Source organism: Nostoc spongiaeforme FACHB-130 (assembly GCF_014698475.1).
In the GTDB taxonomy this organism is placed as follows: domain Bacteria; phylum Cyanobacteriota; class Cyanobacteriia; order Cyanobacteriales; family Nostocaceae; genus Nostoc_B; species Nostoc_B spongiaeforme.
The window spans coordinates 1-12,767 of sequence record NZ_JACJTB010000085.1 but is presented as its reverse complement, the minus strand read 5'-3'; the positions used below and the strand labels follow the sequence as shown (position 1 = coordinate 12,767).

The 12,767-nt window shown below is 36.0% G+C and carries 13 protein-coding genes; 4 read left to right on the top strand and 9 right to left on the bottom strand.

What is annotated here, in order from left to right; all coding sequences use genetic code 11:
* The first annotated feature begins 513 nt into the window (after nucleotides 1–513).
* A complete protein-coding gene (locus tag H6G74_RS30445; protein WP_190971238.1) occupies nucleotides 514–3,270 on the top strand; it encodes a COR domain-containing protein in 2,757 nt (918 codons plus the stop codon).
* A gap of 419 nt (nucleotides 3,271–3,689) precedes the next feature.
* Here the strand turns inward: H6G74_RS30445 and H6G74_RS30440 are convergent, their stop codons facing one another.
* Together H6G74_RS30440 and H6G74_RS30435 are read right to left on the bottom strand one after the other, a co-directional pair.
* Nucleotides 3,690–4,649, bottom strand: coding sequence for a hypothetical protein (locus H6G74_RS30440; RefSeq protein ID WP_199341174.1), 960 nt, complete (start codon nucleotides 4,647–4,649; stop codon nucleotides 3,690–3,692).
* Between the two features lie 79 nt (nucleotides 4,650–4,728).
* A complete protein-coding gene (locus H6G74_RS30435; protein ID WP_190971237.1) occupies nucleotides 4,729–5,766 on the bottom strand; it encodes a protelomerase family protein in 1,038 nt (345 codons plus the stop codon).
* Nucleotides 5,767–6,162: 396 nt separating this feature from the next.
* Between H6G74_RS30435 and H6G74_RS30430 the strand changes: the two genes are divergently transcribed.
* The 3 genes from H6G74_RS30430 (at nucleotide 6,163) to H6G74_RS30420 (ending at nucleotide 6,904) form a co-directional block, all read left to right on the top strand.
* On the top strand, nucleotides 6,163–6,327 hold the full coding sequence (locus H6G74_RS30430) for a hypothetical protein (protein WP_190971236.1): 165 nt from the start codon (nucleotides 6,163–6,165) through the stop codon (nucleotides 6,325–6,327).
* 63 nt (nucleotides 6,328–6,390) lie between these two features.
* Nucleotides 6,391–6,633, top strand: a complete 243-nt coding sequence (locus H6G74_RS30425; RefSeq protein WP_190971235.1) for a hypothetical protein — start codon at nucleotides 6,391–6,393, stop codon at nucleotides 6,631–6,633.
* Nucleotides 6,634–6,682: 49 nt separating this feature from the next.
* A complete protein-coding gene (locus H6G74_RS30420; protein ID WP_190675745.1) occupies nucleotides 6,683–6,904 on the top strand; it encodes a hypothetical protein in 222 nt (73 codons plus the stop codon).
* A 205-nt stretch (nucleotides 6,905–7,109) separates the two neighbouring features.
* Here the strand turns inward: H6G74_RS30420 and H6G74_RS30415 are convergent, their stop codons facing one another.
* From H6G74_RS30415 to H6G74_RS30385, 7 genes are all read right to left on the bottom strand, one after another.
* Nucleotides 7,110–7,847: a hypothetical protein gene (locus H6G74_RS30415; protein ID WP_242051393.1), complete on the bottom strand. Its 738-nt coding sequence runs from the start codon at nucleotides 7,845–7,847 to the stop codon at nucleotides 7,110–7,112.
* 115 nt (nucleotides 7,848–7,962) lie between these two features.
* Nucleotides 7,963–9,222, bottom strand: a complete 1,260-nt coding sequence (locus H6G74_RS30410) for a DUF488 family protein, N3 subclade (protein WP_190971234.1) — start codon at nucleotides 9,220–9,222, stop codon at nucleotides 7,963–7,965.
* Nucleotides 9,223–9,335: 113 nt separating this feature from the next.
* Complete coding sequence (locus H6G74_RS30405) at nucleotides 9,336–9,644, bottom strand: GIY-YIG nuclease family protein (protein ID WP_190971233.1); 309 nt, start codon at nucleotides 9,642–9,644, stop codon at nucleotides 9,336–9,338.
* Nucleotides 9,641–9,874 carry a hypothetical protein gene (locus H6G74_RS30400; RefSeq protein WP_190971232.1) on the bottom strand — a complete coding sequence of 78 codons (234 nt, stop codon included), beginning with the start codon at nucleotides 9,872–9,874 and terminating at the stop codon, nucleotides 9,641–9,643. The genes H6G74_RS30405 and H6G74_RS30400 overlap by 4 nt, the downstream gene beginning before the upstream one ends.
* Before the next feature lie 117 nt (nucleotides 9,875–9,991).
* The gene (locus H6G74_RS30395; protein ID WP_242051392.1) at nucleotides 9,992–10,492 is read right to left on the bottom strand and encodes a GIY-YIG nuclease family protein; all 501 of its coding nucleotides are present in this window, start codon (nucleotides 10,490–10,492) and stop codon (nucleotides 9,992–9,994) included.
* Nucleotides 10,493–10,494: 2 nt separating this feature from the next.
* Nucleotides 10,495–12,477, bottom strand: a complete 1,983-nt coding sequence (locus tag H6G74_RS30390) for an IS1/IS1595 family N-terminal zinc-binding domain-containing protein (RefSeq protein WP_190971231.1) — start codon at nucleotides 12,475–12,477, stop codon at nucleotides 10,495–10,497.
* 5 nt (nucleotides 12,478–12,482) lie between these two features.
* A complete protein-coding gene (locus H6G74_RS30385; RefSeq protein ID WP_190971230.1) occupies nucleotides 12,483–12,641 on the bottom strand; it encodes a hypothetical protein in 159 nt (52 codons plus the stop codon).
* Nucleotides 12,642–12,767: the final 126 nt, after the last annotated feature.

Genomic DNA, 12,767 nt, shown 5'->3' with positions numbered 1-12,767 from the left:
ACAGCACAAAATAGTGCTTGCTGGCTTACTCATTTTTGACTGTTTTTATTGACAGCAAAAAATAAGCGCATTTTCAGCACTTTCTTTCACATTTATTTATTTTTCTGTTAGCCGTTACTCCCAAGTCGATCTAGCCTGCCTACCAACACTGAGAAAAACTCAGATATGCGACATCCAGAGTTGAGGCCTTTACAGTTTGTTAACGACGCTTTGAGCTTGTCCCAACCGCCTTGATGGTTACTAGACCGTTCGAGGTGTTGCATTCCCCAAAACTTTGGGCAGTTACACAGTCAGTCGTTGGCTCACTGTACGCATTGAGGGCATTCTAACGCCGACCACACTTAGCTTCTAGCAGATGAGGCAACAAGTTATTAAATTCTAAAATAAAAACACTATAAATTGTAAGGCTTATATTAATATTTACCTATAAGCTTTTTATAGTTGTACTTTTTTATAAAAAACATAAGTTGTTATTGCAATTATCAAGAATTATCATCGTTAGAAAATTTAATCATGTTAAATAATTCTCAAAATATTAGTAGCAGAATTCAAGAAGTAAAAAATAATAAACTGAAGAAATTAGATTTAAGTAATGAACATACAACTCCTTTTAATGAGAAATTAACAGAAATTCCTCTAGAAGTTTTTAATCTTGAATGGTTGGAAATTTTAAATCTTAGTTACAATCAAATAACGACAATTCCAACAGAAATTAGTCGTTTAAAATATCTTACTGAGTTAAATTTAAGTGATAACCAAATAACCAATTTACCAGAAGAAATTACTTATCTGCGAAAGCTTACTTCTCTAGATTTAAGTTCTAACAATATAACAAATTTTCCAAAAGTAATTACACGCTTGTATAACCTCAGAATACTAGTTTTAAACTATAACCAAATAACAACATTGCCAGAAGATATAGTTTTACTAGAAAACCTTGAAGAATTTTATTTAAAAAATAACAAATTAAAAATTTTTCCAGAAGTAATTACACGTGTAGAAAAACTTAGTTTATTACACTTAAGCTCTAACGAAATAACAACATTACCAGAGACAATTACACGCTTAAAAAATCTAGAACATTTATATTTAAGATATAATAAATTAAGAGAAATTCCAGACTATATTGGTAATTTACAAAATCTCAATATACTTGCTTTAAGCTCCAATCAAATAACCAATATACCATTATCGATTTCACATCTACAAAATCTAACTTATCTAGATTTAAACGATAATAAAGTAACAATGTTGCCAGAATTAATAACTCATCTAAATAAACTTAATCGTTTAGATTTGAGTGATAATCCTATTAAGAAGCCACCGCCTGAAGTAGTTGAGAGAGGTTTTGAAGGGATTAAAGATTATTTCCGGCAACTGGAAGCAGAGGGTATAGATTATATATATGAAGCAAAATTATTGATTATAGGTGAAGCGGGAGCAGGAAAGACAACACTTGCAAAAAAAATTGAAGACCCTAATTATCAACTTAGAGAGGAAAATTCTACAAAAGGAATTGAAGTTATATTGTGGAAGTTTTTAATGCATAATGAACGTACTTTTCGAGTCAATATTTGGGACTTTGGAGGACAAGAAATTTATCATGCAACCCATCAGTTTTTTCTGACTAAGCGTTCCCTTTACGCCTTAGTAGCCGATACACGTAAGGAAGATACAGATTTTTATTATTGGTTAAAAGTAGTTGAACTATTAAGTAATAACAGTCCACTATTGATTGTTAAAAATGAGAAGCAAAACCGTCATCGTGAGATTAATCACACTTATTTACGAGGAGAATTTAGTAACCTGAAAGAAACTTTGGCAACTAATCTTGCTACGAACAGAGGGTTGCTAGAGATTTTACATCAAATTAAGCATTACATTACATCTTTACCTCATATTGGGAATCCGCTCCCAAAGACTTGGGTTAGAGTCCGGGAAGCTTTAGAGAGTGATTCACGCGATTACATTAGCTTGGATGAATACTTGAATATCTGCCAGCAAAATGGTTTCACACAACACAAAGACAAGTTGCAGTTAAGTAGTTATCTACATGATCTAGGTGTATGTTTGCATTTCCAAGATGATCCTCTTTTAAAGAGAATAGTTATCCTGAAACCTAAATGGGGTACTGATGCAGTTTATAAAGTCTTGGATAATGAAAAAGTGATTTGTAACCAAGGAAAGTTCACTCACTATGATTTGCAAATCATCTGGTGTGAAAAAAAATATGAAACTATGAGAGATGAACTCTTGCGCCTGATGATAAACTTCAAGCTCTGCTACGAAATACCAAGAAGTGAGACTAAATCATATATTGCTCCACAATTACTATCTCCTAATCAACCTGAATTTGATAGTGAAAGAAAGTGGGATAAAAGGAATAACCTTATATTACGGTACACTTATGAGTTCATGCCAAAAGGTATTATTACCCAGTTTATAGTTGTAATGCATGAGTATATTTATAGCCATTTTGTCTGGAAAAGTGGAGTGTTCCTTAACAAGGATCACACAATGGCAGAGGTGATTGAAAATTACACTAAACGAGAGATTAAGATTCGAGTTTCAGGTCGTCATAAAAGAGATTTGATGACAATAGTTACACATGAACTCGATAAAATTCATAGTTCGTATAAGCGACTGAAATATAAAAAGTTAATACCATGTAACTGTAATAATTGTAGAGACAGTCAAGACCCACACTCCTATCCTTTGGAAGTTCTGCGTAAGTTTGTAGAAGATAAACAAAATGATATTCAATGTCAAAAAAGTTACGAAATGGTAAATGTATTAGGGCTAATTGATGATATAATGGAAAGAAGTAATTTCCTAAAAACTACAAATCATAAAAGTAATGATCTACTCGCTAACGCTTCTGTAACAATAGAAGGAAATATTGGAGTATTTAATATAATTCACTCACTAAATAAGAAAAATAAAATTATGTCAAAACCACCTAAATCAAGCGGAGAATCTGATCAGGAAGTACAAGTTATACTTCCTTTTGCTTTTCGTAATGGAATGTTCTATTTATTTATATTTGTGGTTGTATTTTGCCTAATCGCTTTTTTTGGGAGTGTATTACCGTTCCATTATCTAGTTTTAGCAATTATTGGTACAGCAATCTTTATTATTTTAATAGGTGTTTTGCAATTACGGCAAGATGATAGATTAAAGGAGAAAAATTTTATAGAATTGATCAAATTAGTAATTGAACAGTTACCTTTATTTGGTAATTTAATCAAGCAATTTCAAGGGAAACAATAAAAAGTATAGCAGTTATAATGATTTATAGAATTTTGTGCTTTGAATGATAAATTGCTTCTTGGCAACTTTACAGTGACTTTTTATTTTGTCACTTAAAAGATAAAGTGGTTCTTGGCAGATTTTGGTCACGTTATGGTTCAAAATTTGGTCACGCAGGGGGTAAAATCACAAAAAGTGTAGTAAAGCTTTACGCAGTATAGGATGAAAGCTAATTTGGTCACGAACCAAAAATGGCGATCACTACTCATGGCTACTGCAAAAGTTATGCACTATTAGTTTATTACGGCATAACTTTCAACGACACACAGGCGCGGTGATCTCTCACTTTTTGCTCTACCCTTTTATACACCTATATTCAGATTTGTCACTTACATAGCTATACAATTCCTTTAGTATAGTTATCGTGGAGCAGACGATCGCTACACCATATTTAACCCATCAGGTACAAGCTCGACTAAATTTATAGCCTGATCAATTTTTATCCCTGGCTTACGATTATCGTATGGGTTTAATTCATGCTTGGCGTTGTGGTCATCTAATCGAGTTTGGTAATTCTCCAAAATTTTCTTGATGGTCGCTGGCTTGCTACCTGTGAGTGTTTGTATTGCAGTTTGGTTAATATGCCATTTCTGATTTCTTTCAGTGCAGTTATTGTTATGAACTTCTAAGGCATAGATAGCGCGGCGTGTAAGTTCATCAGCCCTACCAGGATGGGTTTTGTATTTTTCGCTCATCAGTTCTGCGGTAAGCACTGAGCTTAAGTCTTCATCAGCTAACTTGACTTTACCCGTTACGGTCTTGGCATAAACTTGGCAAGCTTTTCTGACAAACTCAGCCAGTGACATACCAGAGTAGGCGATCGCGTCTTCTACAACTTTTTGGGTATCTGCGTCTAACTCCAACTGTGCAATATTCATAGTTTCTAATGAGGGTACTGTAGCTGTAGCTTCTGGTTGTAAAGTAATTTGCTCTGTCGGTTGGGTCTGTTCTGTCTGTGCTGGTTGCTCAAAACCAGCTTTATAGGCATCTCTTGCTTCATCTCCGATAATATCCCAGCGATCGCGGTTGCTGGTGGCATACCACAAAGCTAAATGTTCCCAGTGAGGAGCTTTACCGCGTGGCTTAGTGTGGTAATATCCTGGCTTTGGCTTACTTGAGTTAGGAAACTTTTCGTTAATTGCTTTTGCAAAGGCTGTTCTAGGTCTTTTAAGGCTGTTATCACTGGTTATAGCTGTTCTAATTGGTTCCCAGTATTTGAGTGTTATTTCTCTAATAGCTTGTTCATCCTTGACACCTTTTAACTGGTTCGCGGCAATGCTACCTAGCCTAAATGCCCAAACCTCATTACTTTCTCTTTCTAATTTTTCAATCTCACTCATAATAGATGTGTGATTAAACTCACCATATCCCTATACTAAGCCTCTTGTAATATAACGTCAAGACGTTTAGTATAGGGATTTAGCAAATTTTGGTGAGGCTTCCAGGCTTAATTTCATAACGCTTGTAACTGTTGATTGTGGTTTCATCTCGGTCAATTAAAATTCGTTCTGCGTAGTCGATAAAGTCATAAGAATCAATGCCAGCATTAACTACACAAGCTCTAAAATAAGCGGCTCTAAATTTGTGATATGTACGCTCATCTTCTGGAAAAATATCAAATTCTTTACAATGTTGATTAAGTGTTTTTGAAAAACGTCTGTTTACCCGTTCCGGGTCTTCATCTTTTGGAAATCGTTTACCTTTTTTATCAAGCCAGTCCAGAGCATGACATACTAAATCAGAATTAATTAATGTGGGTATTTCAAATACTACTTCTTTAATCGGTAAAGCTTTCTCACCTATTTTTACACGTCTAGATTTACCTTTTAATTGTCCTTTAAAAGCTACTGTATAATCATTAATTTTTTCAAAACTGGCTGATAAATGAACTTCGCCCATACGACGACCAGTAGCCAAAGCAATAGAACAACTCACATCCATCCAATTAGCATCATTACCATTTTTGATGTCAGTTAGTACAGTATGAGCAAATTTGAGAGAGTGAGTTAAATCAATTTCTATCCGGTTTTCTGGCTGTCTACGCTCGGTTACTTTTTCTCTATACTGTTCTGATTGGGAAGCTTTATAAGGTGCAAAATGCTCTGACAATGCTCGACCAAAATTAGTAATTATCGTATTTACTGCACTATGTAAAGCTTCATCTTTTATAGAAGTTTTGATTGAATTTTTAAGTGCTTTTTTAATTGCTGTAATTTGTCTGAGACAAGTACCATAAGTTTTTAATGCCTCTGGCTTTTCATCTGGATATGTGACTTTCAATAATCTAATTTCTTCAGTTGCTAACTTTTTCCATCCAGGTATCTTACCTACACCATTTTTACGCTCTGTTTGTTTGCGGTAGGGTGCTAAAGCTTCAAACTTTGGCATTAGATAACTTACGCGCTCATCCACAAAGCTATTTTCTATCTCATTCTGTGTCTTCAATTCCCTGCTCATACCAATTCCTTACTTACTAATATTTCCATATTAAAGTAAATAAGGACTATACACAAGGGTTTATATATAGATAAATTACCTAAAACCTGGATTATTACACTAGCTATCCCTATACAAAGTATCTTATTAGTTTTTCTAAATCCTTTAGTATAACGATGCAATTATTCATGGTGAGGCAGCGTGAGGATTTCTCTAACAAGGCATTAATGGTTACACCTGCTCTAATTGCTCTTTTCTAGTACAGCCTATTATAAATAACTAGTTCTAAAAATATATAACTAGTCATATAAGCTATTTTGATAATACTGGTTATTGATTATTTTAACCAGTTCTTTTATTATAGAACTAGTTAGCTAAAGGGGGATTTTACTTGCCCTACATAAAAAGGATATCTGTATGCTAGTTCTACTTATTCCTAAAAACCAAGTTCACACTAAATCTAATAGCTACTTCGACGGTGAATTTGATGCTGCTATTGGCTTACCTCCTCAAAGCTACTCAGGTGACTACTGGCAAGGCTATTTAAACAAAGTTACCGAAACAGGTAACACAGCTTTCTAATTTTACAAGGGGAGGCTGAACCCTCCCTAATCTCCTAAGTAATCAAAAAAATTCCATATATCTATGCTGAATTCATCTCAACAAAAACTTTTTTCTTTACTAATTTATTGCCCTAATCTTCAACATCTAGCTCAACTTCCTCCAGAAATTTGCGAAGTGCTTTGTGAGTTAGCATTGGCATTACGTACAGGAGGCTTTGATGCAATTCAAGCATCAGTAAAGCTTAAAAAACTGGCAGAAATGACTCATGAAGAAATCTTGTATGCTTTTGAAGTTTACCGTCAAAAACAAATAGGCAAAAATTAAGTAATTCGGCAGAGTTAAACAAATTTAAGATTATCAATGTAGGTTAGATATGCTACGTAAGTTAGAAGAACTATCTAATTCTGAACTCATCCAACTATTTGAATCAGCTACAATATTCGATGATGAAGGTGATTTAATGGATGAACTTGAAAATTTTACTAAAGAAAGATTTGGAAAATGTTTTACTATACAAGTTGATGTCTCTGTTCATGATATTTACCGAGAATTAGCTAGAAGATTTGTCAACCACTTGAAAAGTAATAATTTGTAACTGAGATTTTCAAAATACTTATATCAGTTCTAAATTAGAATTATTTAATTTAGAACTGTTTACTATTAATAATTAAAATAATCAAAGTCTAAAAAATTTGTTTAACTGTGGATAAAACCGAAATTAAAATATTTTTTGATTTATATTTATGTGATTTTCTCTTAACAATCCAGTTTATTTAAAAATTATTTTTGATTAATGAATATTACCAACTAATAACATCATTAATTAATTTACCCTTGTGCCGCTTATTATGATACTGTCCTAAACTATATTTATTATTGTGATCGCTGACTAAAGTTTGATGACGATTAATCCAATCAGCTATAACTTGGCCATTGGCTCCTGATAACTCTCTTAAAGTTACATTTCCGATATACCATCTTTCATCATTACTAGATGCAACATTATCGTTGTAGTTAGCGATCGCCTGAAAAACTCTCTTGAGTTTTTCCTCCACTGCTGGCCTAGCTTTCATCTTGCGTAATTCTTCACTGGGTACACTTTGCCAGTCCTTCTCTTCTTCTTTAGCTTGTGGTGGCTGTGATTTGGTTATACCTTGGGTTGTTAATGGGAACTGACCATCTTCCAATTTTTTTAACAGTGCTGTTACTAAATTTTCCAGATGTTCTACTCTTGCAACTAATTGATTAGGTTGTGACTCAACTAGTTCTTTTCCTTCTGTTTGTGGCATTGCCTGTCTCTGCTGTAATTGTTGTTCTAACTGACTAATTCTGTTCTGTGCTTCTAACAAATTGCGCTGTAAGTTAATAACTTCTTCCCCAGACATGACTAATTTGCTTACTGCTTCTTGTTGAGTACGCATCGACCAAAGTTTTTGTAATTCTTTGAGTTTTTCTAAATCTGATTCATAAGCTTTAATGCTAACAAGTTTTTCTTTTTGCATTTCTATTAATGGTACTGGTTTGGTGACGTAACTCATATTTGACTTTCTCCTGGTTCTACATTAAAAGAACTAGTTTCTCAAGTCAATAACCAGTTATGATATCACCCGAAACCAGTAATTAACTCTATAACTAGTTTTCTTAAGGCACTTGCTAAGAAACTAGACTCATCTGTTTAACTGTTGAACTTTCCAGGTACTCTGGTTTGAGTTTGAAGAAGCAAATACACCATCTCGCGCTTTGCACTCGTTCAATGCCATGCGGCTGCTTGTTGTCAAAGCTGATGCAATCTCCTTCCTCAAGCCAGTATGACTCTAGGAGCCGCACATTCTGACAACCAGAAATAAAAAATCGCGCTCGACCCATCACGTTTATCTGTGCTGCCCCCGAAGCGTAAGCTGGAGAGTCACGGTGTACCTTAATTTGCGTCCCGGCTGGGTAAAACAAAACTAGTGCTTGATGAAAATTCGGCAACAATTTCTCTCCTAATTCCTCAATAACAAACGAACCAGGATACAACCCAGGTTCGATTAACTTAACCTCAGCCTTGTTTCCCGACTTCGCACTAGTAAGACTAACGAACCGCCGCAGATGCAACTCCAAACGACCATCAGCGTATTTTGAAACAGACGGAAACATCTGATTTTTAATCCACTTGCACCAATCCTGAATCTGGGCTAACTCTTGCCCCTCCAATTTCCCAAGCCTCGTAATCAAATTGGGAGATTCGGATTTAGCTGTTACAAACTCCTGATTTTCTTTAACTTTAGCGATCGCCGTAGTATTGACCAATGACGGTACAAGACGTTGCCGATAAAACTCATGCTGCAAAGAAGACAGAACACTTAAAACTCCTAATTCTGACCATTCGCCTAAATCCTCACCGTGCAGAGATACACGATAATATCCACAAGGGATGCGATCGCACTGCACCGGATAACCCGACGAATGACATTTTTCAATCAGCGACAACACCAGGGGCGAATATATCGCAGAGTGGTTGATTGTTGCACCTTGTATAAAGTTGAGTTGTGGTGTTGAAGAAATTTCAACTTCCCCGCCCCATAGCTGGGGCAAGTGCTTTTGTAATACTTCCTCTGCAACAAGATGTCGATGGCAGAAATCGCTACTCTTTTCAAAACAGCACAGCGTCATATCTTGTGGATTAGACTGCTGTTTGTTTACCCACAACTGGATCAACTGTTGCCGAGAATCCAAAATTTTTCTAAACACCCTCTTATATTCTGACTGCGCGGCGATATCTTTAGCTGAAGATTTCCACCAACGTAACAATTCAGAAGTTGGAGCGAATAGGGGTAAGTGCTTACCTTTCCAATTGGGGGGAGGATTCAGCGAAATAGAAACAGCTTCTCCCTTAATTTGACCTGCGTAATACGAGGTGAATATAGGCATATAAAAGTTCCATCAAGCTATTATTTGCTGAGACAAGCTGGGGAAAAATGAACTAAAATGCAATTGGTTAAGCGAAATTTGTACAGAAAAATTAAGTACAAAAGCGTAGTAGCTCACATATTAATTTCAGGTGTTGGTAGAAACTTTTTTGAATGCAATAATCTTGCATGATTTTTCTGCTTTTTCAGCTTTCTTTCTAGCTGTCGAGCTTCTTGTAAAGTCTCTGTTGCCCAGACTCGGACAACTTCAAAAAATATTCCTCTATCCCTGGCAGCACGGGTAAAAGCTGCGGCTGTCCCTTGTTTATGCTGTTTTAGACGTTTATTCAGATTAGTGCAAGAACCAAGATAATATCTAGCCGAATGTTTTTCTGTACCTAAAGGTGCGGATAGTTTCAGTAGATAGCAGCAAGGCTGTTTCATGCTCCGTTACTTTCTGTGCTTTGAGATTGAGCAGATTTAAAGTTTTCAATGGACTCTTGAATTTCACCCAATGAATTAATTAAATCCAACAAATTAAAATCGTTGGAAATGGTAAATTCTTCAGTGGCTTCTATATCTGTATATTCCTGCCTAGCTTGCAACATTATTAGGATTATTTCTATGGCTCTAAGAATTATCTGAATTTCCTCTATGCTTAAACTTTGAGTCATCTTTACAACTCCATTGAATTTCTAGTAATGTCCGAATATTTATTGCTACTACAAATAACTTCTTGAAGAAATTGAAGCGGTTTTTCTTCAAATTTTTAACAATTAACAAAGTTGATTTTACTCACTTTTTAATTGTTCTTGTGATTGTGTCACAGGTTGAACAGTCAATCTTCCTGTTATTATTCCTACACTCAACAATCCTAATAGACATAACAGAATTAATTGAACTGGCAGTTCATCAAAAGTGAAAACATGAATGTCATATTTGGCAATTGCATATCTTACCATCGCCATTTGCAAAGGGTTAAAGTCAAACCATTCGCGGCTTTTGACTAAGCTTTTAACCTGACAATGTTTAAACTGATTGTGCAATTGTGTCTCGACTTCTGCCATGTCTTGAACGTAAACAGTAGTGAGAATTTTAATGTTGCATGGTGGCTGATTGGCGTGAAAGTTTTCTAGTCTCAGTTGAGGATTTCGAGATAAACCAATTTTGCAACGACGCAGGTAGAAACCAGGGATTAAGCCGTGATAACCTTCTGCCTCCATTAAATAAATGTACCCTGACTCATGATCATTTCTAGGCTGATATCCATTGCTAAAGTACGAAGATTCCATAGCTACACCTCCAGCCAGTTTTTACCACAGTCACGACATGAATAACGCTGTTTACTCCCAGATCGACCGTTCTTCTTAATGTTCTGGCTTTGGCATTGGGGGCAAGTTGTAGATGTATCAATTAAAGGATTCTGCCTAAGCCTTGCTATTTGAACTTTTGACTCTTGATAAGCAGTTAAATCAATGTCAATGGTATCGAAGTAGGGTAACTGATAAAACACTGGTGAACGGTCAGCCACTACCATAGCTACTCTAAATTCTCTGGCTGTATCGCAAATAGTTTCATTTTGTTCTTCAATCTCTAATTCAAGCTGTTCCAGTGTGGCTAAAGCTTTTTCTACTGTTGATTTTGAGTAAAACCTTTCACCATATTGAGTCAGAAATGTTCTGATACTTACAGGGTCAATATAAACGTTGGTCAGCATTTTTTGGTCATCAATTGTCAGTCCTTTCGTACTGGCAACCATTCCAGATTGACCCATAATTATGACACCCATGTTAATATGGCCGCCATCTTTGAGGACTTGCTTAAACTGTTTACCGCCGTCACTTCCAACAGTATCAATAGCATTATCAAACTCGTCACAAACCCAGATGTAGCCCACAGAATCCTTATACTGGGAATTGGTAGCAGACTTGCGAAAGTTGTATTCATCAGCCAAACCTTTAAACCCTTTACTGGCACTTTGCCAACTTAGGCAGAAGTCTAAATCATTGGAGTTTTTGACGCTAATTCCTGCCAATGGATTACAAAAACCAAACTCTGTAAATTCCAGTTTTTTACCATTGGGAGTGTTGCCGTTTAAGAAGCCACGCTTTAGTAGATGTGACATTAAAACTAAGACTGTGGGAGTTTTACCCGCGCCTGGCTCCCCGACAATTCGCCACCTAATCGGCTGAGAGAGTAGATAGTTGATAAAATCCTGCTGACTACGGTACAGACTACCTTTATCAGCTTTTCTTACTGGCCTATCCTTGCGGAACTTAACTACAAGGCAATCAGTTACAGCCAGCTTCTTAGCAGACTCAATGCTGTAAATCCCTAAATTTCTGGTTATTTCTGATGAGCAATCTTTGATTAATTTGGCGAGGGCATGGGGTGAAATTGACCGACTATAACAGTAGCCAGCTGTTATTACTCCGTCAGTCTCCTCTATGCCCGTAACTAAAAGAGGTATTTGTTTTTGAAACCATAGCCAAGAGGCGATCGCGTTTGCTATCCGTCCGTTGGCATCAAAGCCAAACTCACCATAAACAGGTTCCAGTAGATCCCCTTGCAGTTCCCGTTGCAGTTGGGCTATGCGCTCATTGAGTAGTTCAATTTGCTCTAGATAGTTTTGACGTTCAGAAGCGATCGCCTTGCTGACTTCATCTAAATTTTGGTTGTAACCACTGGCTAAACTTTTGATAATTTCAGCTTTGGAGGTATGGCCATGAGCTACCTTCTCACCCCAATTTTGCAGCCGTCTAAACAACTGCATTGCCTCAGAGGTAATAGAATCATGCTCAAAGTAAATTTTCTCTAACTCGGTTTGTTTAGCCAGTTGAAAGCGTTTGTTAGCTTCTATGTCAACCTGAGATTTAAAATTAGCTTCCCATTGCTCAATCTCAGTTTCCAAATACTCAATTCTTTGTTTATCTTTCTGGGATTGGGTAAAAATTTGAGTCAGTTTAGCTTGATATTCTTCTAACCTAGAATTTAAGTGAGCAACCATTACACCACTTTCAATCTTGGCATGACCTAACGAATTGATAGTTTTTCTGGCTTCTTTTAGCTCATCTTTTAAACCTTCTAATTGATGCACTAGTGTATTTACTTGAGCTTTGGAATCTTCATATTTATTGATTACACTGTGAAGGTTATCGCTGGCACTTTTGGCAACTTTAGCAGCCTTTCTCAGCTCTTTCTGTAGCTTGGCATCAGCAACTAAGTAAGTGACAAAACCACCACAAATCGCACCTAAGCCGAAATACAGCGAAATCATTTTGCTTACTCCTCAGTTTTTTTAAAGTAGTAAATTAAACTACTTTCAATCCCCCAAAATGTATCGATATCACTTGGGTATCCATAGCGCAAAACATATAATTTACCTAACTCTGTTGCCCAATTTTCTGAATCACTATCTACCTCATCATAAATGTGATTCATTGAAAGTTTTAATGTATCCCCTCAATACTTCGGGGTAAGGAATTATTATGGTTGCCACGACCAGCCAAAAGGATTCAAAAAAGATTTCTCAGAAATAATAGTACCAAGAGAGGGGATTTTCTCTGC

Bases quoted from the DNA above. Each gene is read 5' to 3' on its own strand.
- H6G74_RS30445 (WP_190971238.1), top strand. From the start codon at position 514: ATGTTAAATAATTCTCAAAATATTAGTAGCAGAATTCAAGAAGTAAAA.
- H6G74_RS30440 (WP_199341174.1), bottom strand. From the start codon at position 4,649: ATGAGTGAGATTGAAAAATTAGAAAGAGAAAGTAATGAGGTTTGGGCA.
- H6G74_RS30435 (WP_190971237.1), bottom strand. From the start codon at position 5,766: ATGAGCAGGGAATTGAAGACACAGAATGAGATAGAAAATAGCTTTGTG.
- H6G74_RS30430 (WP_190971236.1), top strand. From the start codon at position 6,163: ATGCTAGTTCTACTTATTCCTAAAAACCAAGTTCACACTAAATCTAAT.
- H6G74_RS30425 (WP_190971235.1), top strand. From the start codon at position 6,391: ATGCTGAATTCATCTCAACAAAAACTTTTTTCTTTACTAATTTATTGC.
- H6G74_RS30420 (WP_190675745.1), top strand. From the start codon at position 6,683: ATGCTACGTAAGTTAGAAGAACTATCTAATTCTGAACTCATCCAACTA.
- H6G74_RS30415 (WP_242051393.1), bottom strand. From the start codon at position 7,847: ATGAGTTACGTCACCAAACCAGTACCATTAATAGAAATGCAAAAAGAA.
- H6G74_RS30410 (WP_190971234.1), bottom strand. From the start codon at position 9,222: ATGCCTATATTCACCTCGTATTACGCAGGTCAAATTAAGGGAGAAGCT.
- H6G74_RS30405 (WP_190971233.1), bottom strand. From the start codon at position 9,644: ATGAAACAGCCTTGCTGCTATCTACTGAAACTATCCGCACCTTTAGGT.
- H6G74_RS30400 (WP_190971232.1), bottom strand. From the start codon at position 9,874: ATGACTCAAAGTTTAAGCATAGAGGAAATTCAGATAATTCTTAGAGCC.
- H6G74_RS30395 (WP_242051392.1), bottom strand. From the start codon at position 10,492: ATGGAATCTTCGTACTTTAGCAATGGATATCAGCCTAGAAATGATCAT.
- H6G74_RS30390 (WP_190971231.1), bottom strand. From the start codon at position 12,477: ATGATTTCGCTGTATTTCGGCTTAGGTGCGATTTGTGGTGGTTTTGTC.
- H6G74_RS30385 (WP_190971230.1), bottom strand. From the start codon at position 12,641: ATGAATCACATTTATGATGAGGTAGATAGTGATTCAGAAAATTGGGCA.